Source organism: Mycolicibacterium agri (assembly GCF_002553505.1).
Classification (GTDB): Bacteria; Actinomycetota; Actinomycetes; order Mycobacteriales; family Mycobacteriaceae; genus Mycobacterium; species Mycobacterium agri.
This window is the reverse complement of sequence record NZ_PDCP01000059.1, coordinates 1-23,767: the sequence shown is the minus strand read 5'-3', so window position 1 is coordinate 23,767 and position 23,767 is coordinate 1. Positions and strand designations below refer to the sequence as shown.

Sequence of the window (23,767 nt, the reverse complement as noted above, 5' to 3'; positions counted from 1 at the left end):
ATGTTCACAGGCTCGACACGCAAAAGGGCCGGGCGATGTGTGCTCGCCCGGCCCAGATGCGACTTCGGTTTAGACGTCGAAGTAGAGCGCCACCTCGTACGGGTGCGGACGGATCTGCACCGGCATGATCTCGTTCTCCCGCTTGTAGGAGATCCAGGTCTCGATCAGGTCCTCGGTGAAAACCCCGCCCTCCGTGAGGTAGTCGTGGTCCTCCTCGAGCTTGTCGATGACCGCCGAGAGCGACGTCGGCGCCTGCGGAATGCTGGCGGCCTCGTCCGGCGGCAACTCGTAGAGGTCCTTGTCGACGGGCGCCTGCGGCTCGATCTTCTTCTTGATGCCGTCCAGACCGGCCATCATCATCGCCGCGAACGCCAGATACGGGTTGCCCGAGCTGTCCGGGCAGCGGAACTCGAGGCGCTTGGCCTTCGGGTTGTTGCCCGTGATCGGGATGCGGACGCACGCCGACCGGTTGCGCTGGCTGTACACCAGGTTGATCGGCGCCTCGAAGCCCGGCACCAGGCGCTTGTAGGAGTTCACCGTCGGGTTGGTGAACGCCAGCAGCGACGGCGCGTGATGCAGGATGCCGCCGATGTAGTGCCGCGCGGTGTCCGACAGACCCGCATAGCCGGACTCGTCGTGGAACAGCGGGCTGCCGTCCTTCCACAGCGACTGGTGGCAGTGCATGCCCGAGCCGTTGTCGCCGAACAGCGGCTTCGGCATGAACGTCACCGTCTTGCCCGCCTGCCACGCGGTGTTCTTGACGATGTACTTGAACAGCAACAGGTCGTCGGCCGCGTGCAGCAGCGTGTTGAACTTGTAGTTGATCTCCGCCTGCCCCGCGGTGCCCACCTCGTGGTGACCGCGCTCCAGCACGAAGCCCGCGTTCTGCAGGTTGGTGCACATCTTGTCGCGCAGGTCGACGTAGTGGTCATACGGCGCGACGGGGAAATAGCCGCCCTTCGGGCGCACCTTGTAGCCGCGGTTCGCGCTGCCGTCCGACTCGACCGGCTCACCGGTGTTCCACCAGCCGGCCTCGGAGTCGATCTCGTAGAACGTGCCGTTCATCTGCGAGTCGAAGCTGACCGAGTCGAAGATGTAGAACTCGGCCTCGGCGCCGAAGTACGCGGTGTCGGCGATGCCGGTGCTGATCAGATAGTTCTCCGCCTTACGAGCCACGTTGCGCGGGTCGCGGGAGTACGCCTCGCGCGTGAACGGGTCGTGCACGAAGAAGTTCATGTTCAGCGTCTTGGCTTCGCGGAACGGATCGATGCGCGCCGTCGCCGGGTCGGGCAGCAACATCATGTCCGACTCGTGGATGGACTGGAAGCCGCGGACCGACGAGCCGTCGAACGCCAATCCGTCCTCGAACACCTTGTCGTCGAACGCCGACGCCGGGATCGAGAAGTGCTGGACGACACCGGGCAGATCGCAGAAGCGGATGTCGACGTAGGCGACCTCCTCGTCCTTGATCTGCTTCATGACGTCGTCGGCGGTCTTTTCTGCCACTGAAGACTCTCCTTAGTTCTGGTTAACCCGCGGCATGACGCTATGAACACGATGTTGCGCGGCAGTCAACCGCATGTTGCGCCGACGTTACGCAATTCGGCCAGACCTATGCTGGACCCCATGCCATCCAGCTTCGGTTCCTGGCTGTCTGGCCCGCCGCCCGTCGGGCCGGGACCGCAGGACCAGAGACCTAATGATTACCCAGGTCAACGGCTGGGTCTACCCCAGAGCGGGCCCAAATCGCTGGCCCGCATGGGCAGGCGCCTCTGCGCGCTTCTGATCGACTGGCTGATCGCTTACGGCTTGGCGGGCCTGGCCATGACGTTTGGCTGGGTCAGCATACAAAACCTGTCGACGGCCGTGTTGGTGATCTGGTTCCTGCTGGGGGCGGTGTCGGTGCGGCTGTTCGGGTTCACTCCGGGGCAGTTCGCGCTGGGCTTGATGGTGGTTCCCACCGACAACCGGCTGCACGTCGGCTTCGGCCGCGCCCTGATGCGCGGCCTGCTGATCGCGCTGGTAATCCCGGCGCTGATCAGCGACTCCGACCTGCGGGGATTGCACGACCGGTTGACCAAGACCGCGGTGGTGCGGCGCTGAGCGCCGATTTCTAGCGCCGAGATCGACGAAAAGGCGCGATCTACTCGCACTTTTCCGCCCAAATGTCGGTTTGGGCGTTGAGGAGAGCCCAAGAGAGGTTTGGGTGTTGAAGAGAGTTAGCGGCGGCGGACGGTGCGCTGGATGCCGCGCATCTTGGCGGCGGTCGGCATCGGGCCCTTGGGCATGGCCGCAGCGGGGCCTGCCTTGGCGCCGAGAGCGCCCAGCCGCGACTCCAGCGCGTCCATCTGCTTGACGGTGATGTTCGCCGGAAGCTTGTTCAGATGGCGCTCCAACTTGGCCAGCGGCACCTCGCCCTCGCCGTTGCCGATCACAAAGTCATAGATCGGCACATCGCCGACCAGCCGGGCGGTGCGCTTCTTCTCTTGCGCCAGAAGCGGTTTCACCCGTGCGGCCGACCCCTCGCCGACGAAGATCACACCCGGCCTGCCGATCACCCGGTGCACGGCGTCCAGATGGCCGGTGGCCGCCACACCCGGTGTCACGCGCCACTTGCCGCGCAGATTCTCCAGCGCCCAGGCCGCCGCACCGGCCTGGCCCTCGGCCTTGCGGTAGACCGACTTCTGCGCCCTGCGCGCGAAGATGATGAACGCCACCAGCGCGCCGAGCACCACGCCCAGCGGTATCAGCGTGAACCGGGTGATGCCGCCCGCAAACATGCCCAGCGCCACGGAGGCCGCCACGATCAGCACGAACGCGCCGATCATGTACGGCAGCAGCCGCTTGTCCTCCTTGCGCTGGATCTGGAACGCCTGCCACAACTGGGCGCGACGCTGCTTCGACGCCGCCTTTCGTGCGGCCTTGGCCTGTTCCTTGGCGGCCTTGATTTCGGCTTTGTTGCGGGTCTTCGCCATTCCTTCAGGATACGGGTGGCTTTGACAGCCTCGACGCCGCTGCCTGGGCATAGAGCCGACCCGCCCGGTACGACGACCGCACCAGCGGTCCGGCCAGCACACCGGCGAATCCGAGGTCCTCGGCGAACTTGGCGTACTCGACGAATTCCTCCGGGTGCACCCAACGCTCCACGGGGTGGTGCCGCGCCGACGGCCGCAGGTACTGCGTGATGGTGACGATGTCGCAGCCGGCGTCGAGCAGATCCTTCAGCGCGGTGCGCACCTCATCGGGTGTCTCGCCCATGCCGAGGATCAGGTTGCTCTTGGTCACCAGCCCGTAGTCGCGCGCGGCGGTGAGCACCGCGAGGCTGCGGTCGTACCGGAACGCCGGACGAATCCGCTTGAAGATCCGCGGCACCGTTTCGACGTTGTGCGCCAACACTTCTGGCCGCGACTCGAAGACCTGCTCGAGCAACGCGGGGTTGCCGTTGAAGTCTGGGATCAGCAGCTCGACGCCGGTGTCGGGGTTGAGCTTCTTGATGTAGCGCACGGTCTCGGCGTACAGCCACGCCCCGCCGTCGGGCAGGTCGTCGCGGGCGACACCGGTGACCGTGGCGTAACGCAAACCCATCGTCGCGACGCTCTCAGCGACCCTGCGCGGCTCGTCGCGGTCGAGTTCGGCGGGCTTGCCGGTGTCGATCTGGCAGAAGTCGCACCGGCGGGTGCACTGCTCGCCGCCGATCAAAAACGTCGCCTCGCGGTCCTCCCAGCACTCGTAGATGTTGGGGCAGCCGGCTTCCTCGCAGACGGTGTGCAGGCCCTCGCGGCGGACGAGGTTCTTCAGCTCGGTGTACTCCGGCCCCGTCTTCAACCGCGTCTTGATCCACGGCGGCTTGCGCTCGATGGGGGTCTGCGCGTTGCGGACCTCGAGACGGAGCAGCTTGCGGCCTTCCGGAGCCGCATGGCCGGCGACATTGGATTCCGGAGCCGCATGGGCGGCGACGTTGGATTCCGGAGCCGCATGGCCGGCGACATTGGATTCCGGGACGACAGTCACGATGTCAACGCTACCTGCAGGCGGCCGTCGAGCACGTCACACACGGCGGTGGTCACACGGTCGATGACGTCGTCGACGCCGATGTGGCGGCCCAGTTCCGCAGTCAGCGACGTAACCCCCGCGTCGGTGATGCCGCACGGCACGATCGTGGAGAACGCGCTCAGATCGCAGTCGCAGTTCAGCGCGAATCCGTGCAGCGTCGTCGCCCGCGACACCCGCACGCCGATCGCGGCGACCTTGCGCGCCGGGCCCTTCTCGTCGGCGGGCACCCACACCCCCGAACGGCCGGCGACGCGCTCGGTGTGCAGCCCGAGCTCACCGCACACGTGCATCAGCGACTCTTCAAGGCGCCGAACGTAATTCACCACGTCGAGCGGTTCGGCCAACCCGATGATGGGGTAGCCGACGAGCTGGCCCGGTCCGTGCCAGGTGATCTTGCCGCCCCGGTCGGTGTCGATGACGGGAGTGCCGTCGCGCGGACGGTCCTCGGGCGCCGTGCGCTTGCCCGCGGTGTAGACCGACGGGTGCTCCAGCAGCAGCAACGCGTCGGGGCCGCCGGCGACGCGCGCATCGGCCGACTCGCGCTGCATCTTCCAGGCGGTTTCGTAATCGATGGTGCCCAATCGGCGGACGTCGATGGGGGTGGTGGCCGACCGGATAGAGCTCACGATTCGACGGTACTCGTCGCGTAGGCCAACGCCTCCCCAACGGTGTTGTGGCGGAACTCATAACCCGCGTTTTCCAGCGCCGCGGGAATGGCACGCTGACCGCCGAGCAGCCCCTCCTCGGCGAACTCGCCGAGCAGGATGCGCAGCGCGAATCCGGGCACCGTCAGCGGCGTTGGCCGGTGCACCGTGCGGCCCATGGCCGCAGTAAATTCCGCGTTCGTCACCGGCGCTGGGCCGGTGAAGTTGATCGGGCCGGACAGCTCGTCGTGAAAGAGCGCGAACATCAACGCCCGCACTTCGTCTTCGAGGCTGATCCACGGAATGTACTGCCGGCCGTTGCCCAGCCGCGCGCCCAGACCCAGCGAGAACAGCGGCCGCAGCCGGCTGAGCATCCCGCCGCGCGGCGACAACACCACCCCGGTGCGCGCCACCACCACACGAACGCCTGCCTGCTGCGCCGCGGCCGTGGCCGCCTCCCAGTCCTGGCACAGCTGGGCTAAAAAGCCCCGGCCCATGGGCGCGGTCTCGTCAGCGACGCGGTGGCCGGTGTCGCCGTAGTAGCCGACCGCGCTCGCGTTGATCAGCACGCCGACGCCCGCCTCGGCCACCGCGGCGGACAGCACCTCGGTGGGATCGATTCGGCTGTCGCGCAGGTTTTGTTTGAACGCGCCCGACCATCGTTTGGCGCCGACGTTGATGCCGCACATGTTGACCGCGGCGTCCACCCCGCGCAGCGCCTTGGGATCGAATTCACCGGTGTCGGGGTCCCAGAACACCTCGTCGCGGTTCGACGCCTCCCGTCGCACGATGCGCACCACCCGGTGGTCGGCGGCCCGCAGCGCATACATCAGCGCCGAGCCGATCAGTCCCGAGGATCCCGCAATCGCGACAGTGGCCACTACCTACAGTCCCAGGTCCGCCTCGAAGGCGCCTTCCTCGAGCCTGCGCTTGATCGTGGTGAGGAAGCGGCCTGCGTCCGCGCCGTCGATCAGCCGATGGTCGTACGTCAGGGGCAGGTAGCAGATCGACCGCACGCCGATCGACTCGTTGCCGAACTCGTCGACGATCACGCGGGGTCGCTTGACGATCGCGCCGGTGCCCAGCATCGCCGCTTGCGGCGGCACCAGGATCGGGGTGTCGAAGAGCGCGCCCTGGCTGCCGATGTTTGTGATCGTGAACGTCCCGCCGGACAGTTCATCGGGCTTGAGGTCACCCGAGCGGGCGCGCGCGGCGATGTCGGCGATCGCACGGGCCAGCCCGGCCAGCGACAGATCGCCGGCGTTCTTGATCACCGGCGACAGCAGGCCCTGCTCGGTGTCGACCGCGATGCCGAGGTGCTCGGCGTCGTAGTAGGTGATCTCCTTGGTTTCCTCGTTGTAGCTGGCATTGACGTTCGGGTGCGCCTTCAGCGCGTCGACCACCGCGACCGCGAAGAACGGCAAAAACGTCAGGTTGACGCCTTCGCGTTCGGCGAAGCTGGCCTTGGCCCGCGCCCGCAACGCGACGATCTTGGTCATATCGACCTCGTGGGTCTGCGTCAATTGCGCTGTGGCCTGCAGGGATTCGCGCGTCTTCTTCGCTGTGATCTGGCGGATGCGACTGGCCTTCTGCGTGGTGCCGCGCAGATGCGCCAGCGCGGCAGCCGGTTCCGCCGCCTTCGCCGCCGGTGCCTGTTTGGCCGCGGACGCGGCGGGTGCTTGCGCGGCGGGCGCCTTCTGCGCCTCCGCGGCGGCCAGCACATCCTGCTTGCGGATGCGCCCGCCGATTCCGCTGCCCTTCACCTTCGAGAGGTCAACATTGTTCTCGCTGGCCAACTTTCGCACCAGCGGGGTGACGTAGGGCGCCCCGTCACCCGACGCGGCCTGCGGCTGCGCCTTGGGTTCGGGTTTGGGCTCCGGCTTGGGTTCGGGTTTGGGCTCCGGCTTGGGCTCGGGCTTGGGCTCCGGCTTGGCCTCTTGCTTGGGCTCGGGTTCCGGTTCCGGCTCGGGTTCGGGTTCCGGTTCGGCCTTCTGCTCCGGCTCCGGTTCCGGCTCGGGCTCCTCGGCGGGTGCGGCACCGGCGTCGCCGATCTTGGCCAGCTCGCCGCCGACCTCGACGGTGTCGTCCTCCTCGGCGGTGATGCTGAGCAGCGTGCCCGCCACCGGCGACGGAATCTCGGTGTCGACCTTGTCGGTGGATACCTCCACCAGCGGCTCGTCGACCTCGACGGTGTCGCCGACCTTCTTCAGCCAGCGCGTCACGGTGCCCTCGGTGACCGACTCGCCGAGCTCGGGCATCAGCACCGGGGTCGCCTTGCCGCCGGACGATCCGCCGGACGACGCCGCCGGCTTCTGCTCAGGTTCGGGTTCGGGCTCGGCGGGCGCCTCCTGCTCTTCGGCCGCCGGTTCCGGCTGCGCGGCGGGCTGCTCGGCGGGCTTCTCCTCCTCGGCTTCGGCGGGCTTCTCCGGCGCCGCGGCTTCGCCATCGCCGGTGTCGCCGGTGTCTTCGTCGGCGTCGCCGATGACCGCCAGCTCGCCGCCGACCTCTACGGTGTCGTCCTCTTGAGCGATGATCTTCTTCAGCACGCCTGATGCCGGCGCGGGGATCTCGGTGTCGACCTTGTCGGTGGACACCTCGAGCAACGGTTCGTCCATCTCGACCGTGTCACCCTCCTGCTTCAGCCAGCGGGTGACAGTCCCCTCGGTGACGCTCTCACCGAGTGCCGGCATCTGGACGGAAGTTGCCATGTCTGTTGACTCCCTCGAACGGTTGGTCGCCACGGATCGAAATGCCGGTTCCCATCCTGTCACGTCCGGCTCAGGCGTTCGCCGCAGACCTGATGAGCCGATGCTCTGGCACTATCGAATTGAGGTGGAGCGCGCATGCTCTGGAAGGAGTACGGCCCAGTTGGGACTGTTCGACAGGTTTCGACGCGGCCGTTCCGCCCGTGGAAGTGGCGGCACGGATCCGGCGGCCGACCTTGCATACCTGCGGCAGTGGGTGGCCGAGCACACCGGCGTCGAGGCCTTCGTCGAGCCGAAGACCACGGTTACCGATGTGACGGTGGTGCTGGTGGCGGCCGACGGGGAGTGGACGCGACGGCGCGCGGGCGGCGACGCAGGCGCCAGGCGGCTGAGCGAGCGGCTGCAGATCCCCGTCTACGACGTGCAGAAGGTCGGTTACCCGCAGCGCATGCGCGACTACGACGCCCGCCGCCGCATCGAACGTCAGCGCGCCCTCCGAAGGGAACTCGAAGACCGCTAGGGTTCGCGTCGTGGCGGACACGATCACCGAGCGGTTCGTGGACAGCGTCGACGGCGTTCGCCTCGCCGTCTACGAGCAGGGCGAACCGCACCGACCGACCCTGGTGATGGTGAACGGGTGGCCGGATCCCCACCAGTTGTGGGACGGTGTCGCGGCGCGGCTCGCCGACAGGTTCCGCATCGTCCGCTATGACAACCGCGGTGTCGGCAAATCCTCTGTGCCCAAGCAGATTTCGTCCTACTCCGTGGCCGGGCTCGCCGACGATCTCGGCGCGGTCATCGCCGCCGTCGACCCCGACGGGCCCGTGCATCTACTCGGCCACGGGTGGGGATCGGTGGCCGTCTGGGACTACCTGACCCGACCGGGTTCGAATGCGCGGGTCGCATCGTTCACTTCGGTCTCCCCGGTCGACCGCCTCCTTCGGATGCGGCACCGGTGTCCGCTCAGGATCCATCGCGCGCTGGCGAAATCGGTGCCTGGGCCCGGCCGCCGGGTCGATGTGCCCGTGCAGCTGATCGTGGCCGCGAACGATCCCTCCGTCCGCCGGCGCGGCTTCGATGACCTGCGCCGGCGCGTGCCCCGGCTGTGGCGCCGTGACATCAGGGCGGGCGAGCAGTCGCCGACGTCGCACCCCCAGGTGGTCGCCGCGGCCGTCGGTGAGCTTGCCGACTTTCTCGACGGCAGGCCGCCGGCTCGCTCGTTGCTGCGCTCCCAGGTCGGCCGGGAACGCCCCGATTTCGGCGACACCCTGGTTTCGGTCACCGGTGCGGGCAGCGGCATCGGCAGGGCAACCGCGCTCGCGTTCGCGCGTGCCGGTGCCGAACTGGTCGTCAGCGACATCGACGAAGTCACCGTCGCCGAGACCGCCGCCCAGATCGTCGAGAGCGGGGGCGTCGCGCATCCGTACGTGCTCGACGTGTCCGACGCCGCCGCCGTCGAGCGGTTCGCGGTCGAGGTGTGCGCCACGCACGGCGTGCCCGACATCGTCGTCAACAACGCAGGCATCGGCCAGGCGGGGGAGTTCCTGACCACGCCTGCAGACCAATGGGACCGGGTGCTGGACATCAATTTCGGCGGTGTTGTCAACGGCTGCAGGGCATTTGGGAAGCGACTCGTCGAACGCGGCACCGGCGGGCACATCGTCAACGTCGCCTCCATGGCGTCATACGCGCCGTCGAAGTCGTTGAACGCCTACTGCACGTCCAAGGCGGCGGTGTACATGTTCTCCGACTGCTTGCGCGCCGAACTCGACAGCGCGGGCGTGGGATTGACCACGATATGTCCCGGCGTCATCGACACGAACATCGTCGCCGCCACGCGATTCGACCTTCTCGGCCGCACCGACGAAAGCCTCCAGCGTCGTCGCGAACAACTGCAGCGGCTGTTCCGCTACCGCCGCTACGGCCCGGACAAGGTCGCCAAGGCGATTCTCGCGGCCGTCAAGACGAACAAGGCGACCCGACCCGTCGCGCCCGAGGCGTACCTGCTCTACGGCACGTCGCGAATCGCGCCGCAGGTGCTGCGCAGCACCGCACGGTGGGATCTGGTGTGACTCAGCCTTTTTCTGAGATGTCCTCGAGGGCCGCAAACATCGTGCGGGTCGGCACACCGGTGCCGCCCTTGCCGGTGTAGCCCCACGGGCTGCCGGTGTTGTAGGCAGGCCCGGCGATATCGATGTGCGCCCACTGCACACCCTCGGCGACGAACTCGCGAAGGAAGGTGCCCGCGACGAGCATGCCTGCGTAGCGCGACCCGCTGACGTTGGCCAGATCGGCGACCGTCGACTTGAGGTCCTCCTTGAGTTCCTCGGGAAGCGGCATGGGCCAAGCGTTTTCACCGATCGCCTGCGACAGAGCGGCGACCCGGTCGCGGAACTCGTCGGAACCCATCACGCCCGGTGTGCGTGAACCAAGCGCGACCGTCTGCGCACCCGTCAGCGTGGAGGTCTCGATGAGATAGTCGGGATTGTCCTCACAGGCCCGCACGATGGCGTCGGCGAGAATCAGCCGTCCCTCGGCGTCGGTGTTGAGCACCTCCACCGTGGTGCCGCCGTACTGGGTCAGAACATCGCCCGGCCGCTGCGCGGTGGCAGACGGCATGTTCTCGGCCATCGGAACGGTGGCGATCACGTCGATCGGCAGCTTCTGCTTGGCCGCGAGCACCACGGTCGCGATCACCGCCGCGGCGCCGCCCATGTCGGAGGTCATCTGGTGCATGTTCGCGGCGGGCTTGATCGAGATGCCGCCGGTGTCGAACGTGATGCCCTTGCCGACCAGCGCCACCTTCTTGCCTTTTCGTTTGGCGCCGCGGTGCGCCAACCGGACCAGCCGCGGGGGCCGCGACGACCCCTTGCCGACGCCGATCACCCCGCCGTAGCCCGCTTTGGCCAGCGCGGTGTCGTCGAGAATCTCGACGTCGAGGCCGGCGGCTTCGCCCAAAGCCTTCGCCCGCTTGGCGAATTCGTCGGGGAAGAGGTGCGACGGGGGAGTGTTGACCAGATCGCGCGCGGTGGCGACGGCGGTGGCGATGTCGACCGCCCGCTGCGCCGACGCTTTCTTGACCGTGGTCAGCGCGGTGATTTCGCGCAGGCCCTTGTCCTTCGGCGCGGTCTTGTCGCTGCGGAATTCGCTGAACCGGTAGGCGCCGAGGATCAGGCCCTCGACGGCCGCGTCGAGGTCGAGATCCGACAGCGTGGTGATGACCGACTCGGTGCCGTTCAGCGAGCGCCCGGCCACCCCGGCGGCGCGCCGGATCAGGTCGGGCGCCCACTCGTCGCGCGGCTTGCCCAGCCCGACCGCCAGCACGCTGGCCACCGGCAGCGACGGCGCCACCACCCGCGTCACCTGGTCGGTTCCGCCCTTGGCGCCCAGCGACTCGAGCGCCGCCTCGACCTCGCCGACGGCCTTGCGGTCGAGGAACGGGCTGGTGACCACCGTTGCCGCGCCGTCGTCGTCGCCACCGACAACGGGCACGATCAGCACCGCCTTGTCGGCGGGCTTCTTGGGCAGCGATGCGCTGACAGTGACGGTGGGGGCCTGGTAACCGGGAATTGCGGGGCTCACGGGGCTTGAGCCTATCGGTCGGCAGGACAGTGCAGGTCGAAGGCCGTCACCGGGGCATCGAAACCCTTCAGGGTCAACGGTTCCTGCGGGACTGCGGGCAGATCGGGCACCTGGTCGCGGACGTCGGAGGACACCAGGATTTGCCCGGGCGCGGCTGCGGTCACCAGCCGGGCGGCCAGGTTGACCGGCGTGCCGAAGTAATCACCGCCGACGGCCAGCACCTCACCGAAACCCAGGCCCGCCCGCACCTGCAGGGACACCTCCCGCGCCTGTGGGTGATCGACGAGATCAAGCGCCACCCTCACCAGCTGCGCCGGCGTTGAACTGACCCACATCACCTCGTCGCCGATGAACTTCACGACCCGGCCGCCGTCGGTGTGGACCATGTCGCTGACCGCGCCTGCGAACTCGGCCAGGAAATTGGACAACTCGAACGGTGTGAGCCGCCGCGTCAGTTCGGTGAAGCCCGTCAGGTCGGCAAACCCGATGCCGCACACCACACTTGCCGACGCGTCGCGGATGACACGCTCGAAGTGGGTGCGCGCGCTGATCGTGTGGTGACGAAAGACCGCATCGATGAGGACGGCAATGCGGGGGATGGCCTCGCCGACAGCGCGATGCGAGCGTGCCGTGGTGAGTTCGTCATTGGTGTGCGACATCATGATGTCGGGTTGGTTGACGCGCACCATCGGCGAGCCGGGCCATCGATGCGCCGAGCACCCGCAGAAAGCCCATCGCGGCGTCGTCGCCGTACCCGCTCTTCATGCCCGCCCACGCGCCCAGCCCGTCGATGTCGGCCTCGCTGAACACGGGCTCGGTTTCCTCGGGCACGCTCAGCCCGAGGGCCGTCCAGGCGCGCGCCAGGTCATGCACCGACACGCCCAATCTCTCCGCCGCCGCGCGCAGGCTGTAGGTGGGTGGGCCGGACCATTGCAGCACGTCACCGGCGAGACCGAACAGCCTGCCGCGACGCTCGGCGGCCACCATCTGCTCGGCGGTGAAGCCGAGGCTGTCCAGATATACGATCAGCGGCGCCCGCGCACGGGCGTTGGCGATTCCTGCGGCCTCGAGCGCATCGAAATCGACCACCCACCGAAGTCTGCCAGCGTCGACACGGCGTTTAGGGTGAATCCCGTGAGCGAGACGCAGGCGAGTGAACTCCAGCACGGCCCCCTCGAGGAACGGCACCGCGAACTCGGCGCCAGCTTCGCGGAGTTCTCCGGCTGGCTGATGCCGGTCTCGTATGCCGGCACCGTGGGAGAGCACACCGCGACCCGCACCACCGTCGGCCTGTTCGACGTCAGCCACCTCGGCAAGGCCCTTGTGCGCGGGCCGGGTGCGGCCGCGTACGTGAACTCCGCGCTCACCAACGACCTCGGCCGTATCGGGCCCGGCAAGGCGCAATACACGTTGTGCTGCACCGAATCCGGCGGTGTCGTCGACGACCTGATCGCCTATTACGTCTCCGACGACGAGATCTTCCTGGTGCCCAACGCGGCCAACACCGCAGCCGTCGTCGCCGCGCTGCAGGACAAGGCCCCCGATGGGGTGACCGTCACCAACGAGCACCGGTCGCGGGCCGTGCTGGCGGTGCAGGGCCCGAAGGCGGCCGAGGTGGTCGGCGCGCTCGGGTTGCCGACCGACATGGACTACATGGGTTTCGCCGACGCCGACTTCAACGGCGTCGAGGTGCGGGTGTGCCGCACCGGCTACACCGGCGAGCACGGCTACGAACTGCTGCCCGCCTGGGACGACGCCGCGATGGTGTTCGACGCGCTGGTCGACAAGGTCAAAGCGGAGGGCGGTCAGCTGGCGGGGCTCGGCGCCCGCGACACGCTGCGCACCGAGATGGGCTATCCGCTGCACGGGCACGAATTGTCGTTGCAGATCTCGCCGTTGCAGGCGCGCTGCGGGTGGGCGATCGGATGGAAGAAGCCGGCGTTCTGGGGCCGCGACGCGCTGCTGGCCGAGAAGGAGGCCGGCCCGAAGCGCTTGCTGCGCGGGCTGCGCGCCGTCGGTTGCGGTGTGCTGCGGCCGGAGTTGACCGTGCTCGACGGCTCGACTCCGGTCGGGGTCACGACATCGGGAACCTTCTCTCCGACATTGAAAGTCGGCATCGCATTGGCTTTGCTGGACACCTCTTTCGACATTCCCGACGGCCACCACGTCACCGTTGACGTGCGCGGTCGCCCCGTCGAATGCGAAGTCGTTCGCCCGCCGTTCGTCGAGCCGAAAACTCGGTAGCGCGCGGATATACAATCGGCGCATGACCGACCGCCTCGAATTCACCGTCGATCGCAACGCGAATCCGGCGAGCGACGAGGTACGGTCGGAAATTCTGGACAACCCGGGGTTCGGCCGCTACCACACCGACCACATGGTCTCGATCGACTACGTCGAGGGCAAGGGCTGGCACAACGCGCGAGTCATCCCGTACGGCCCGATCGAACTCGACCCGTCGGCCATCGTCCTGCACTACGCGCAGGAGGTGTTCGAGGGGCTGAAGGCCTACCGCTGGGCCGACGGCTCGATCGTGTCATTCCGTGCGGAGGCCAACGCGGCACGGCTGCGCTCGTCGGCGCGGCGGCTGGCCATCCCGGAGTTGCCCGACGAGGTGTTCATCGAGTCGTTGCGGCAGCTCATCGCCGTCGACGAGAAGTGGGTGCCACCCGCAGGCGGCGAGGAGTCGCTGTATCTGCGGCCCTACATCTTCGCGACCGAACCCGGCCTCGGCGTGCGCCCGGCCAACGAGTACCGCTACATGGTGATCGGCTCACCGGCCGGCGCGTACTTCCCGCGCGGCATCAAGCCGGTCAGCGTGTGGCTGAGCCACGAGTACGTGCGGGCCTGCCCCGGGGGCACCGGGGCCGCGAAGTTCGGCGGCAACTACGCCGCCTCGTTGTTGGCCCAGGCGCAGGCCACCGAGAACGGCTGCGACCAGGTGGTCTGGCTGGACGCGATCGAACGCCGCTACATCGAAGAGATGGGCGGCATGAATCTCTTCTTCGTGTTCGGCAGCGGCGGCTCAGCGCGTCTGGTCACACCCGAGCTGAGCGGCTCGCTGCTGCCCGGTATCACCCGGGATTCGTTGCTGCAGTTGGCCATCGACGCCGGTTTCGCCGTCGAGGAACGCAAGATCGACGTCGACGAGTGGCAGAAGAAGGCGGCCGCAGGCGAGATTACCGAGGTGTTCGCGTGCGGCACCGCGGCCGTGATCACCCCGGTGTCCCACGTGAAATACACCGACGGCGAATTCACCATCGCCGACGGCGAGCCCGGCGAGATCACCATGGCCCTGCGCGACACCTTGACCGGGATCCAGCGCGGGACGTTCGCCGACACCCACGGCTGGATGTCGCGGCTGAGTTAGTCAACCGATCGCCAGGCCCACCGCGGCCACGGTCGTTGTCACCTCGATCACGGCTCCCAGCACGTCGCCGGTGATCCCGCCGAAGCGACGCACACAGTGCCACACCAGCACCGCGCCGCACGCCACCGCGACCAGCACCACCGCTGGGCCCTGCCACAGCCGCGGCCCCGCCAGGATGGCCAGCGCGGCTACCGCGACAGTCCAGGCCGCCGCCACCCAGGCGGGCTGGCTGCCCGCAACCATCGCGCCGAGCGTGCTGCCCTCGGCCGCGGGCACCGAGCGGCGGCAGGCGACGACCGCGGCGGCGCGGCCCGCCATCACCGCGACACCGACCGCGACCACGCCGAGGTCGGTGAATGCCAGCGCCTGCGTGAGGATCGCCACCACGACGGCGGCCACCCCGAACGGCCCCGCCGAGCCGTCCCGCATCACCCGCAGCGCCCGCTCCTTGGCGCCGTAGCAGCCGAGGGCGTCGATGGTGTCGGAGAGCCCGTCGATGTGCAGGCCGCGGGTGGCGATCAGCAGCACCGCCACCGCGAGCACACCGTTGAGCGGGTTGCCGATTCCGAAGGCATGCCCGCCGACCCACACCACCGCACCCGCGAGCGCGCCGAGCGCCGCACCCACGATCGGCAGTGCGGTGAGCATGCCGCGGCCCGCGCCGGGCCCGGCACGCAGCGGAAGCACTGTCCCGAACGCGAAAGCCCCTGCCAGCGAACGGATCACGACGAGATGCTGGCCTCGTCGAAGGTGGCCATCGACGACAGCGCCGCCACCGCTGCGCGCACCACCGGCAGCGCGACCGCCGCGCCGGTACCCTCGCCCAGCCGCATCGAAAGATCAAGGATCGGTTCGAGATTGAGCTTCTCCAACGCCATTGTGTGCGCGGGTTCGGTGGAGCGGTGCCCGGCGCGCCACCACTGGCGGGCGCCCGGGGCCAGCTGTTCGGCGACCAGCGCGGCCGCCGTCACCACCAGGCCGTCGAGCAGCACCGGAGTGCGGCGCACCGCGGCCTGGGCGCAGAAGCCCGCCATCGCGGCCAGGTCCGCACCGCCGCACGCGCGCAGCAGGCCGATCGGGTCGGCGGTCACCCGGCGGGCGCGGTAGAGCGCATCGCGGACGGCGGCCACCTTGCGCGACCAGCCGAGATCGTCGATGCCGGTGCCGCGCCCGACCACCGCGACCGGTTCGGCCCCGGTGAGCGCGGCGATCAAAGTCGTTGCGGGCGTAGTGTTTCCGATGCCCATGTCACCCGCGATGAGCAGGTCCGCGCCCGCGTCGACCTCTTCGTCGGCGATGCGGCAGCCTGCCTCGACCGCGGCGTTCGCCTCCTCGGCAGAAAGTGCGTCTTCGACGGCGATGTTGCCGCTGCTTCTGCGCACCTTGTGCGCGCCGATGGCCGGCGAATGCGGTTGGTCGGCGTCGACCGCGATGTCGACGACCCGCACGCTGGCGCCCGCGGTGTCGGCCAGGACGTTGATCGCGGCGCCGCCGGCATCGAAATTGGCGACCATCTGCGCGGTGACCTCGGCCGGGAACGCCGATACGCCGGCGGCGGTCACCCCGTGGTCGCCGGCGAACACCACGACACGGGCGCGCTCAAACTGGTTGGGCGGACACACTCCCTGGCATGCCGCGACCCAGACGGAGAGATCCTCGAGCCTGCCCAGAGACCCGGGCGGCTTGGTCAACCTCTCCTGGCGGGCGCGTGCCTGCGCGGCGATGTTCTCGTCGGGCGCCGTGATCGGCGGGAATTCCGTCATGACGGCTCCTTCACCGTGACCGGCTGCCCGGCCACGACCAACACGACCCGGTCGCACGTGGCTGCGAGCCGCTGGTTGAGCGTTCCGAGTGCGTCGGCGAATCGGCGGCCCGCGGCGGTCTCCGGGATTACCGTCAGGCCGACTTCCGGGCTGACCAGGACCAGGTCCGCGGCAAAACCCGCGACGGCGTCGACGAGGTCGTCGATGTCGGCGCCGACCGAGCCGCCGTCCCACGCCCCGGCGCGGTCCATCGCGGTGGTGAGCCAGCCTCCGATGTCATCGACGAGTGTGGGCTTGTCGTTGCAGGAGCGCAATTGCGTTGCCACGTCTGATGTTTCGACCGTCGACCAGCTGTCGGGCCTGCGAGCGCGGTGGACCGACACGCGCTGAGCCCACGAGGCGTCATCGTCGGCGAGGGGCCCGGTTGCGAGATATCTCACCGGCGCACCGGCCGCGGATGCTGCGATCGCCGTTTCGGCCCAGTTGGATTTGCCCGACCGGATACCGCCGAGCACCAGTACCCGCACCTCGGCTCAGGTGACCTTGTCGCCGCGTTTGACCCGCGGCTTTGGCGCCCGCATCCGCCGCAGCTGCGATGCGCGGCTGGCGGCGTAGAAGCCCAGCTTCCAGCCGCTCTCGGTGTTGTCGGGGAACTTCTCGTCGACCAGGCGGTTCACCCGGCGACCCAGGATGAAGCCGTCGATGACCATGATCGCCATCAGAATCAGCATGGCCGGCGAAATGAAGTACTGCACCTGCGGCACGGCCAGCATGATGAAGATCAACCCCAGCGCGATCGGCATGAACAAGCCGAGCACCCCGAAGCGGCGGGCATCCACCACGTCGCGGGCATAGCGCCGCACCGGCCCCTTGTCCCGCGGCAGCAAATAGTCCTCGTCGCCGGCCATCATCCGCTCGCGGCGCTCGGCCTGCGCGGCGCGGCGGGCGATCTTGTCCTCGCGGCGCTCCTCGCGAGACATCTTCTTGCGCAGCTCCTTGCGCCTGCGCCTGGCCTCCGCGGTGGTCATCGGGGCGGGCGCGACCGGGCCGCGGCGGCGGGTGGCATCGCGTTTCGGCGTCGGCCTGCCCTTCGGCGGAGTGGTGCGCGGCCGCGACGACTCTGCGTCTCTGCCGGAGTCCTGTTCGCTGTCCGCAGCCGCTTCGACGTCGGTTTCGTCGGGTGGCGGAGTGTCTTTCTTGCGGCCCAGCAGTTTCACGCCTGCCAGCATAATGTCCTGGCACGACCGGCCCGCCCCGTGGTGATGCTGCCCACCGGCTGACAAAGTCGGCGCAGGTCACGCCCGACTAGCTCAGGAGTAGCTCGAGAATAGCGTCCTGACGAGGTACCGTTGAGCATGTGGGCAGCGAGGCGCCCACCACACAAGCCATTCACAGGAGACGCAATGACTGTTCAGGACGAGTCTGCGACCACCACCGCCACCCACGGCGTGATCCTGACTGAAGCCGCCGCCGGAAAGGCCAAGGCGCTTCTGGATCAAGAGGGCCGCGACGACCTGGCGCTGCGTATCGCCGTCCAGCCGGGCGGATGCGCCGGCCTGCGCTACAACCTCTTCTTCGACGACCGCACCCTCGACGGCGACCTGACCGCCGAGTTCGGCGGCGTGACGCTGACCGTCGACCGGATGAGCGCCCCCTACGTACAGGGCGCCACGATCGACTTCGTCGACACCATCGAGAAGCAGGGCTTCACCATCGACAACCCCAACGCCACGGGTTCGTGCGCGTGCGGTGACTCCTTCAACTGAGCTAGAACTGGTTCGCCGCGCGTAGCAGGTACGAACACACCAGGATCTCGTTGTCCTGGGCGAGTAGTTGAGCGACGCCTTGCTTGTCGGCCTCCGGCGCAGGCTTGGTCCGGCTTGTCGCCGGTGTCACGCGCATCGTGAACAGCACCTGCGCCTGATTCGGGGACGAGAACACCATCTTGTCGATCGACATCACCTGCGCCGAACCGAACTGTTTGCGGAAGGCGTCGCTGCTCAATTTGGCCAGCGCGAGGTCCGACCGCTTCTCCTTCACCGCCTCGAACAGCCCGCACAAGGTGTTCCTGGCGATGGTCTCGCTGTCGCCGCGCTGCAGCGCATCCAGGTAATCCTGGATCGCCGTCTCGGCCGAAGCCGCCGTCAGGCTTTCGGTGCGCCCGGTGTCCTCGGAGCGCGTCACGACGACGACGGCCGCCACGACGGCGGCCACGATGAGCAGCGCCACCACGACGGCAAGGACGACCCGCCAGCGGCTGCGCTTCGGATACGGGATGGGCGGCGGCAGCATGCCCGGATAGCCCGGGGGCGCAACGGGATTCTCCGGATACGGCTGCGGGGCGCCCCCGAAGGGAGCGGTGGGCGCGGCCGGTCCGGCACCGTAGTTGGGCGGATACGGACCAGCCATGCAGTCTCTCCCGGGGATCGTCGCGGAAAGGCCGTCTAAAGTGACCCGGACGGGTCTTGTACGCAGGTTAGCGCAATTGGGGGCTGCGCCATGGGACCCTCCGCCTCGGTAAGATTATCTAGACAGGTTAATCAATTGAAGGGTGACGCTTCGTGACCATCGCGGTAACCGGATCAATCGCGACCGACCATCTCATGCGGTTTCCGGGCAAATTCTCCGAAGGACTGCTGCCCGAACATCTCAAGAAAATCTCGGTCAGCTTCCTGGTCGACGATCTGCTCATCCACCGTGGTGGGGTAGCGGGCAACATGGCCTATGCCATCGCCCTTCTCGGTGGCGACTGCACGCTCGTCGGTGCGGTGGGCAAGGACTTCGACGATTATCGGGAATGGCTGACCAGTCACGGCGTGGACTGTGACAGCGTGCTGGTGTCCGACGCCGCCTACACGGCCCGGTTCGTCTGCACCACCGACCAGGACATGGCCCAGATCGCGTCGTTCTATCCCGGCGCCATGTCCTATGCCCGCGAGATCAAGCTCGCGGATGTGGTAGCCCGAAGGGGCACACCGAATTTGGTCATCATCGGCGCCAACGATCCCGAGGCCATGTTCCTGCACACCGAGGAGTGTCGCAAGCTCGGGCTGACGTTTGCCGCCGACCCGTCGCAGCAGTTGGCCCGGCTGACCGGCGAGCAGATCCGTGCGCTGATCGACGGCGCGGAGTTTCTGTTCACCAACGACTACGAATGGGATCTGCTGCTGCAGAAGTCCGGCTTCTCGGAGGCCGAGGTGATGAACCAGATCAAGATGCGCGTCACCACGCTGGGGGAGAAGGGCGTCGACATCGTCGGCCGCGACGGCACCTTCGTCCACGTCGACGTGGTACCCGAGACCCATAAGGATGACCCCACCGGCATCGGTGACGCGTTCCGCGCCGGCTTCCTGACCGGCCGCGACAAGGGACTGTCCATCGAACGGTCGGCGCAGCTGGCGTCGCTGGTCGCCACGTTGGTGCTCGAGGCGCCAGGCCCCCAGGAATGGAGCTGGGACAAGGAGGCAGGCATCAAGCGCCTGAAAGATGCCTACGGCGAGGCGGCAGGCGCCGAGATCGCCGCAGCGCTGGGCTGATTCGGAGTTTGCTTCAGAGCTGCACCGGGTAGGTCGGCTCCTTGATCTGTGGCGTCACGCTGCCTTCGACGAAGATGGCGTGCCACAGCATGAAGATCAGCACCGTCCACAGCCGTCGGCTGTGATCGCTTGCCCCGTTGCGGTGTTCGTCGAGCATCGTGCGCACGGCGGCGAGGTTCACCAGTTCGCCCGCGCCCGACGAGTCGACCATGCCGTAGGCCCAGTCCAACAACTCACCGGAGCGCAGCCAGTGCCGGATCGGCACCGGAAAACCGAGCTTGGGCCGGTTCAGCACATGCGGGGGGATCACCGGCTCGAGGGCGCGGCGCAACGCGTACTTCGTGGTGGAGCGGGTGATCTTCTGCTCCAGCGGCAATCGTGACGCGACCGCGAAGACCTCGGGGTCCAGGAACGGCACCCGCAACTCCAGCGAGTTGGCCATCGTCATCTTGTCCGCCTTGACCAGGATGTCGCCCCGCAGCCAGGTGAACAGGTCGATGTGCTGCATGCGCGCCACCGGATCCCAGCCCTTCGACTCGGCATACACCGGCGCGGTCACGTCGGTGTGCGTCCAGTCGGAGCGGAAGCCGGGCAGCACCGCCTTCAAGTGAGCGTCGGAGAAGCTGCGCGCGTTGCCGTAGTAGCGCTCTTCTAGAGTCTGACTTCCCCTGTGCAGCAAGCTTTTTCCGCGCATGCCCTCGGGCAGGGGCGCAGACACCTTGGCCATCGATCGGCGCAGCGGGCGGGGTAGATAATTGAAAGGCTTGAGCGACAACGGTTCCCGGTAGATGGTGTAACCGCCGAACAGCTCGTCGGCGCCCTCGCCGGACAGCACGACCTTGACGTGTTTTCGTGCCTCGCGGGCGATGAAGAACAACGGCACCAGCGCCGGATCGGCGACGGGTTCGTCGAGATACCAGACAATTTCGGGAAGCGCCTCGACGAACTCGGCCTGACTGACCACCTTGGTGACGTGCCGTGCGCCGATCGCCTCCGCCGAGGCCACCGCCACGTCGACCTCCGAGAAGCCCTCCCGTTCGAAGCCGGTGGTGAATGTGATCAGCCTGGGGTTGTGCCGCATGGCAAGCGCCGCGATCGCCGTGGAGTCGATGCCGCCGGACAGAAACGCGCCGACGGTGACATCGGCACGCATGTGCTTGGCCACCGAATCCTCGAGAACTGCCGTGATCTCGTCGTAGCGGCTCTGTTCGGTGCCCGGCTCGAAGGGCTTGGCGGCGAACCGCGGCTTGAAGTAGCGCGTCACCTCTGGCATTTCGCCTGCGCGCACCCGCGCATAGCTGCCCGATTCGAGCCGCCGTATCCCGCGGTGCAGCGTCTCGGGTTCCGGCACATACTGCAGCACGGTGTAGTGCTGCACGGCGCGCTCGTCGATGCCCGTGTCGATGCCGAGTTCGTCGGCGATGCCCAGCAGGCACTTCTTCTCGCTGCCCACAGCCGTGCCGGAACGGCCGGTGGCCATGTAGAGCGGCTTGATGCCGAAAGGGTCTCGGGCGCAGAACATTTCGCGCTCGACGGTGTCCCAGAGCGCGAACGCGAACATGCCCCGCAGCCGCGTCAGCGCGTCGGTGCCCCAATAGTGGTAGGCGGCGATGATCGCCTCGCCGTCACCGTCGGTGTGGAACACCGCGCCGTGGTGTGTGGCGAGTTCCTCACGCAGTTCGAGGTAGTTGTAGATCTCGCCGTTGAAGACCAGCACGTAGCGGTCAGGCGACTCGGCGGGCCCCCAGCGCAGCGGTTGATGGCTGTGCGCGATGTCGATGATCGACAGCCGGTTGAACCCGAGCACCACTGCCTCGTCGTGCCACGTGCCGGGCTCGTCAGGGCCGCGATGGCGCATCAGATGCGAGGCGTCAGACACCGCCTCGACCAGATCCTCGGAGACGTCGGCGGACGGGTCAGTCAGCAGGGCCAGGAGTCCGCACACGGCGCCAGTATGCCAACCAGCGTGGCCGGAAGTTGAGGTGTGTCGCGACCCGCAGTCGGGGGTGGTCTACGCTGCGTAGTATTCGGCTAGTTAACCGACTTCTAGGAGGCTGCGACGTGACACCTCGCGGACGCTGGGTGGTGGCACGGAGAGCGGCGTTGGCGGTCGTCCTCGGTGCGGCTGCGCTGCTGCTCAGCGGGTGCAGCTGGTCGGAGGTGCTGGGCCTGGGATGGCCCAAGGGCATCACTCCGGAGGCCCACCTCAACCGGGAGCTGTGGATCGGTTCCGTGATCGCGGCCCTGGTGGTCGGCGCGATCGTGTGGGGGCTCATCTTCTGGTCCTCGGCGTTTCACCGTTGGAAGAAGGGCGACACCGAGCTTCCCCGGCAGTTCGGCTACAACATGCCGCTGGAGCTGGGCCTGACCGTCACGCCGTTCCTGATCATCTCGGTGCTCTTCTACTTCACCGTCGTCGTGCAGGAAAAGATGCTCGACATGCAGAAGCCCGAGGTGGTCATCGACGTCACCGCCTTCCAGTGGAACTGGAAGTTCGGCTACCAGAACATCGACTTCAACGACGGCACCTTCACCTACGACGGGGCCGACCCCGCCCGCAAGGAAGCCGTCGCAGCCGGCCCTGAAGGCCTGCAGGGCGAACACGGCGGCGAGTTCGGCTCCAAAGGCCGCAACCTGGAGTACCTGAACTGGGACAAGGTTGAGACGCTCGGCACCAGCGCGGAGATCCCGGTGCTTGTGCTGCCCACGGGCAAGCGCATCGAGTTCCAGCTGGCTTCGGCCGACGTCGCACACGCGTTCTGGGTGCCCGAATTCCTGTTCAAGCGCGACGTGTACCCGGACCCGCAGGCCAACAACTCCGACAACAAGTTCCAGATCAGCGAGATCAACCAGACCGGCGCCTTCGTCGGTCGGTGCGCCGAGTTGTGCGGCACCTTCCACTCGATGATGAACTTCGAGGTTCGAGCGGTGGAGCCCAACGACTTCAAGACGTACATGGAGCAGCGCATGGCGGGTAAGACCAACGCCCAGGCGCTGATGGCCATCCACCAGTCGCCGACGGCGGTCACCACCCATCCGTTCGACACCCGCCGCGGCGAGCAGTCACAGGCGAGCAGGTAGGGACCTCCATGCATATCGAAGCCAGGTTGTTCGAGTTCCTGACAGGGTTCTTCGTGCTCGCGGCGATCGTCTACGCCGTGCTGACCGTGATGTTCGGCGAGGGCGGCGTGGAGTGGGCAGGCGCCACCGCGCTGGTGATGACCGCGGGCCTGACGCTGATCACCGGCACGTTCTTCCGGTTCGTCGCCCGCCGCCTCGATACCCGGCCCGAGGACTACGAGGACGCCGAAATCGCCGACGGCGCAGGTGAGCTGGGCTTCTACGCCCCGCACAGCTGGTGGCCGATCCTGGTCGCGCTGTCGGCCTCGACCGCTGCCGTCGGTGTCGCGCTCTGGCTGCCGTGGCTGATCGCGGCCGGGGTGTGCTTCGTGCTGGCTGCGGCGGCAGGCCTGGTCTTCGAGTACTACACGGGCCCCGAAAAGCACTAATCGGGCAGCCGGCCGGAGGTGGAAGGCTGAAGGTCACAGCTGGGCTTCAGTTGGCTGGTTCCCGCGCTGCTGAATTCGCTCCGCCCATCGGTTTCGGTAATGTTGCTCAGGCTGTATCAGACGCTGTCAGCCGCTTGCTGTCGCCGATGAAGTAGTGGAGAAGGATAGGCGTAATGAGCGGGCCGAATCCCCCAGGGCCGGATTCTGACGGGTCAGACAACCCCGAACGGCAACTTGGCGAAGAAACCGCCGCAGAGGACTTCGATGTTCCGGCGGAGACGTCGGAGACCGAGGTCCGTGCCTACTCGGCGCCGGAGTCGGAGCAGTTCACCGCCGGCCCCTACGTTCCCCCCGACCCCGATCTCTACGACTACGACGACTACGACAGGGATGTGGTCGACGCGGGCCGGCCGCCGCGCTGGCCGTGGGTCGTCGGCGTCGTCGCGATCATCGCGGCCATCTCCCTGGTGGTGTCCGTGTCGCTGTTGGTGATGGGCACCGACTCCGACAACCTCAACGCTGCGGGCGGGCCCACGTCGACGACGACGCCCCCCCCGTGTAGGTTTTCGGTGTCTCTAATACAAATCAACCAACCAACCAAACAA

Annotated in this window: 22 protein-coding genes and 2 pseudogenes; 10 read left to right on the top strand and 14 right to left on the bottom strand. The window is 67.7% G+C overall.

From position 1 onward, the window contains the following. Positions 1 to 69: 69 nt before the first annotated feature. Entirely contained in the window at positions 70 to 1,506 is a 1,437-nt protein-coding gene (gene glnA / locus CQY20_RS24690) for a type I glutamate--ammonia ligase (protein WP_097942705.1), read from the bottom strand. 120 nt (positions 1,507 to 1,626) lie between these two features. Between glnA and CQY20_RS24685 the strand changes: the two genes are divergently transcribed. After that, positions 1,627 to 2,103 carry an RDD family protein gene (locus tag CQY20_RS24685; RefSeq protein WP_097942717.1) on the top strand — a complete coding sequence of 159 codons (477 nt, stop codon included), beginning with the start codon at positions 1,627 to 1,629 and terminating at the stop codon, positions 2,101 to 2,103. A 116-nt stretch (positions 2,104 to 2,219) separates the two neighbouring features. Here CQY20_RS24685 and CQY20_RS24680 read toward each other — a convergent pair whose 3' ends face one another. The 5 genes from CQY20_RS24680 to sucB form a co-directional block, all read right to left on the bottom strand. Continuing rightward, positions 2,220 to 2,975: a DUF4191 domain-containing protein gene (locus tag CQY20_RS24680; RefSeq protein WP_097942704.1), complete on the bottom strand. Its 756-nt coding sequence runs from the start codon at positions 2,973 to 2,975 to the stop codon at positions 2,220 to 2,222. Positions 2,976 to 2,979: 4 nt separating this feature from the next. Next, on the bottom strand, positions 2,980 to 3,894 hold the full coding sequence (gene lipA / locus CQY20_RS24675) for a lipoyl synthase (RefSeq protein WP_097942716.1): 915 nt from the start codon (positions 3,892 to 3,894) through the stop codon (positions 2,980 to 2,982). Between the two features lie 113 nt (positions 3,895 to 4,007). Continuing rightward, positions 4,008 to 4,679, bottom strand: coding sequence for a lipoyl(octanoyl) transferase LipB (gene lipB / locus CQY20_RS24670; RefSeq protein ID WP_097942703.1), 672 nt, complete (start codon positions 4,677 to 4,679; stop codon positions 4,008 to 4,010). Then, a complete protein-coding gene (locus CQY20_RS24665; RefSeq protein ID WP_097942715.1) occupies positions 4,676 to 5,527 on the bottom strand; it encodes a TIGR01777 family oxidoreductase in 852 nt (283 codons plus the stop codon). Before CQY20_RS24665 ends, lipB begins: the two co-directional genes overlap by 4 nt. Before the next feature lie 54 nt (positions 5,528 to 5,581). Then, complete coding sequence (gene sucB / locus CQY20_RS24660; protein ID WP_097942702.1) at positions 5,582 to 7,405, bottom strand: 2-oxoglutarate dehydrogenase, E2 component, dihydrolipoamide succinyltransferase; 1,824 nt, start codon at positions 7,403 to 7,405, stop codon at positions 5,582 to 5,584. Positions 7,406 to 7,565: 160 nt separating this feature from the next. Here sucB and CQY20_RS24655 point away from each other — a divergent pair, with 160 nt between their 5' ends. Together CQY20_RS24655 and CQY20_RS24650 are read left to right on the top strand one after the other, a co-directional pair. Further along, positions 7,566 to 7,922 carry an oxidoreductase gene (locus CQY20_RS24655; RefSeq protein WP_097942701.1) on the top strand — a complete coding sequence of 119 codons (357 nt, stop codon included), beginning with the start codon at positions 7,566 to 7,568 and terminating at the stop codon, positions 7,920 to 7,922. 10 nt (positions 7,923 to 7,932) lie between these two features. Beyond that, on the top strand, positions 7,933 to 9,474 hold the full coding sequence (locus tag CQY20_RS24650) for an SDR family oxidoreductase (protein ID WP_234816392.1): 1,542 nt from the start codon (positions 7,933 to 7,935) through the stop codon (positions 9,472 to 9,474). A 1-nt stretch (position 9,475) separates the two neighbouring features. Here CQY20_RS24650 and CQY20_RS24645 read toward each other — a convergent pair whose 3' ends face one another. Next, positions 9,476 to 10,984, bottom strand: a complete 1,509-nt coding sequence (locus CQY20_RS24645) for a leucyl aminopeptidase (protein ID WP_097942700.1) — start codon at positions 10,982 to 10,984, stop codon at positions 9,476 to 9,478. An 11-nt stretch (positions 10,985 to 10,995) separates the two neighbouring features. Next, a pseudogene (locus tag CQY20_RS24640) lies at positions 10,996 to 12,073 on the bottom strand (adenylate/guanylate cyclase domain-containing protein). 45 nt (positions 12,074 to 12,118) lie between these two features. Between CQY20_RS24640 and gcvT the strand changes: the two are divergent. Together gcvT and CQY20_RS24630 are read left to right on the top strand one after the other, a co-directional pair. After that, entirely contained in the window at positions 12,119 to 13,228 is a 1,110-nt protein-coding gene (gene gcvT / locus CQY20_RS24635) for a glycine cleavage system aminomethyltransferase GcvT (RefSeq protein ID WP_097942713.1), read from the top strand. A 22-nt stretch (positions 13,229 to 13,250) separates the two neighbouring features. Beyond that, the gene (locus CQY20_RS24630; RefSeq protein WP_097942699.1) at positions 13,251 to 14,354 is read left to right on the top strand and encodes a branched-chain amino acid aminotransferase; all 1,104 of its coding nucleotides are present in this window, start codon (positions 13,251 to 13,253) and stop codon (positions 14,352 to 14,354) included. Here the strand turns inward: CQY20_RS24630 and CQY20_RS24625 are convergent, their stop codons facing one another. From CQY20_RS24625 to CQY20_RS24610, 4 genes are read right to left on the bottom strand one after another with little or no spacing between them, the layout of a single operon-like run. Next, on the bottom strand, positions 14,355 to 15,080 hold the full coding sequence (locus tag CQY20_RS24625) for an adenosylcobinamide-GDP ribazoletransferase (RefSeq protein WP_097942698.1): 726 nt from the start codon (positions 15,078 to 15,080) through the stop codon (positions 14,355 to 14,357). Continuing rightward, complete coding sequence (gene cobT, locus CQY20_RS24620) at positions 15,077 to 16,117, bottom strand: nicotinate-nucleotide--dimethylbenzimidazole phosphoribosyltransferase (RefSeq protein ID WP_097942697.1); 1,041 nt, start codon at positions 16,115 to 16,117, stop codon at positions 15,077 to 15,079. Before cobT ends, CQY20_RS24625 begins: the two co-directional genes overlap by 4 nt. After that, entirely contained in the window at positions 16,114 to 16,644 is a 531-nt protein-coding gene (locus tag CQY20_RS24615) for a bifunctional adenosylcobinamide kinase/adenosylcobinamide-phosphate guanylyltransferase (RefSeq protein WP_097942696.1), read from the bottom strand. The genes cobT and CQY20_RS24615 overlap by 4 nt, the downstream gene beginning before the upstream one ends. 6 nt (positions 16,645 to 16,650) lie before the next feature. After that, positions 16,651 to 17,334, bottom strand: a complete 684-nt coding sequence (locus tag CQY20_RS24610; protein WP_165789294.1) for a DUF3043 domain-containing protein — start codon at positions 17,332 to 17,334, stop codon at positions 16,651 to 16,653. A 186-nt stretch (positions 17,335 to 17,520) separates the two neighbouring features. Between CQY20_RS24610 and CQY20_RS24605 the strand changes: the two genes are divergently transcribed. Further along, positions 17,521 to 17,883 carry a HesB/IscA family protein gene (locus CQY20_RS24605; RefSeq protein ID WP_097942694.1) on the top strand — a complete coding sequence of 121 codons (363 nt, stop codon included), beginning with the start codon at positions 17,521 to 17,523 and terminating at the stop codon, positions 17,881 to 17,883. 1 nt (position 17,884) lies between these two features. Here the strand turns inward: CQY20_RS24605 and CQY20_RS24600 are convergent, their stop codons facing one another. Continuing rightward, positions 17,885 to 18,526, bottom strand: a complete 642-nt coding sequence (locus CQY20_RS24600; RefSeq protein WP_097942693.1) for an Rv0361 family membrane protein — start codon at positions 18,524 to 18,526, stop codon at positions 17,885 to 17,887. 152 nt (positions 18,527 to 18,678) lie between these two features. On the opposite strand from CQY20_RS24600, the gene CQY20_RS24595 reads away from it, so the two are divergent. Then, positions 18,679 to 19,653 carry a carbohydrate kinase family protein gene (locus tag CQY20_RS24595; protein ID WP_097942692.1) on the top strand — a complete coding sequence of 325 codons (975 nt, stop codon included), beginning with the start codon at positions 18,679 to 18,681 and terminating at the stop codon, positions 19,651 to 19,653. 13 nt (positions 19,654 to 19,666) lie between these two features. Here CQY20_RS24595 and asnB read toward each other — a convergent pair whose 3' ends face one another. Then, positions 19,667 to 21,598, bottom strand: a complete 1,932-nt coding sequence (gene asnB, locus CQY20_RS24590) for an asparagine synthase (glutamine-hydrolyzing) (RefSeq protein WP_097942691.1) — start codon at positions 21,596 to 21,598, stop codon at positions 19,667 to 19,669. Positions 21,599 to 21,714: 116 nt separating this feature from the next. Here asnB and ctaC point away from each other — a divergent pair, with 116 nt between their 5' ends. The 3 genes and pseudogenes from ctaC to CQY20_RS24575 form a co-directional block, all read left to right on the top strand. Beyond that, positions 21,715 to 22,734 carry an aa3-type cytochrome oxidase subunit II gene (gene ctaC, locus CQY20_RS24585; RefSeq protein ID WP_097942690.1) on the top strand — a complete coding sequence of 340 codons (1,020 nt, stop codon included), beginning with the start codon at positions 21,715 to 21,717 and terminating at the stop codon, positions 22,732 to 22,734. Positions 22,735 to 22,742: 8 nt separating this feature from the next. After that, complete coding sequence (locus tag CQY20_RS24580) at positions 22,743 to 23,162, top strand: cytochrome c oxidase subunit 4 (protein WP_097942689.1); 420 nt, start codon at positions 22,743 to 22,745, stop codon at positions 23,160 to 23,162. Positions 23,163 to 23,335: 173 nt separating this feature from the next. Beyond that, positions 23,336 to 23,767 (top strand): annotated as a pseudogene (locus CQY20_RS24575) (hypothetical protein); the annotation flags it as partial.

Excerpts from the sequence above, each read along its gene's own strand:
- CQY20_RS24630 (WP_097942699.1), top strand. The coding sequence starts at position 13,251 with ATGACCGACCGCCTCGAATTCACCGTCGATCGCAACGCGAATCCGGCG.
- CQY20_RS24680 (WP_097942704.1), bottom strand. The coding sequence starts at position 2,975 with ATGGCGAAGACCCGCAACAAAGCCGAAATCAAGGCCGCCAAGGAACAG.
- CQY20_RS24580 (WP_097942689.1), top strand. The coding sequence starts at position 22,743 with ATGCATATCGAAGCCAGGTTGTTCGAGTTCCTGACAGGGTTCTTCGTG.
- cobT (WP_097942697.1), bottom strand. The coding sequence starts at position 16,117 with ATGACGGAATTCCCGCCGATCACGGCGCCCGACGAGAACATCGCCGCG.
- CQY20_RS24605 (WP_097942694.1), top strand. The coding sequence starts at position 17,521 with ATGACTGTTCAGGACGAGTCTGCGACCACCACCGCCACCCACGGCGTG.
- CQY20_RS24665 (WP_097942715.1), bottom strand. The coding sequence starts at position 5,527 with ATGTATGCGCTGCGGGCCGCCGACCACCGGGTGGTGCGCATCGTGCGA.
- CQY20_RS24600 (WP_097942693.1), bottom strand. The coding sequence starts at position 18,526 with ATGGCTGGTCCGTATCCGCCCAACTACGGTGCCGGACCGGCCGCGCCC.
- sucB (WP_097942702.1), bottom strand. The coding sequence starts at position 7,405 with ATGGCAACTTCCGTCCAGATGCCGGCACTCGGTGAGAGCGTCACCGAG.
- CQY20_RS24685 (WP_097942717.1), top strand. The coding sequence starts at position 1,627 with ATGCCATCCAGCTTCGGTTCCTGGCTGTCTGGCCCGCCGCCCGTCGGG.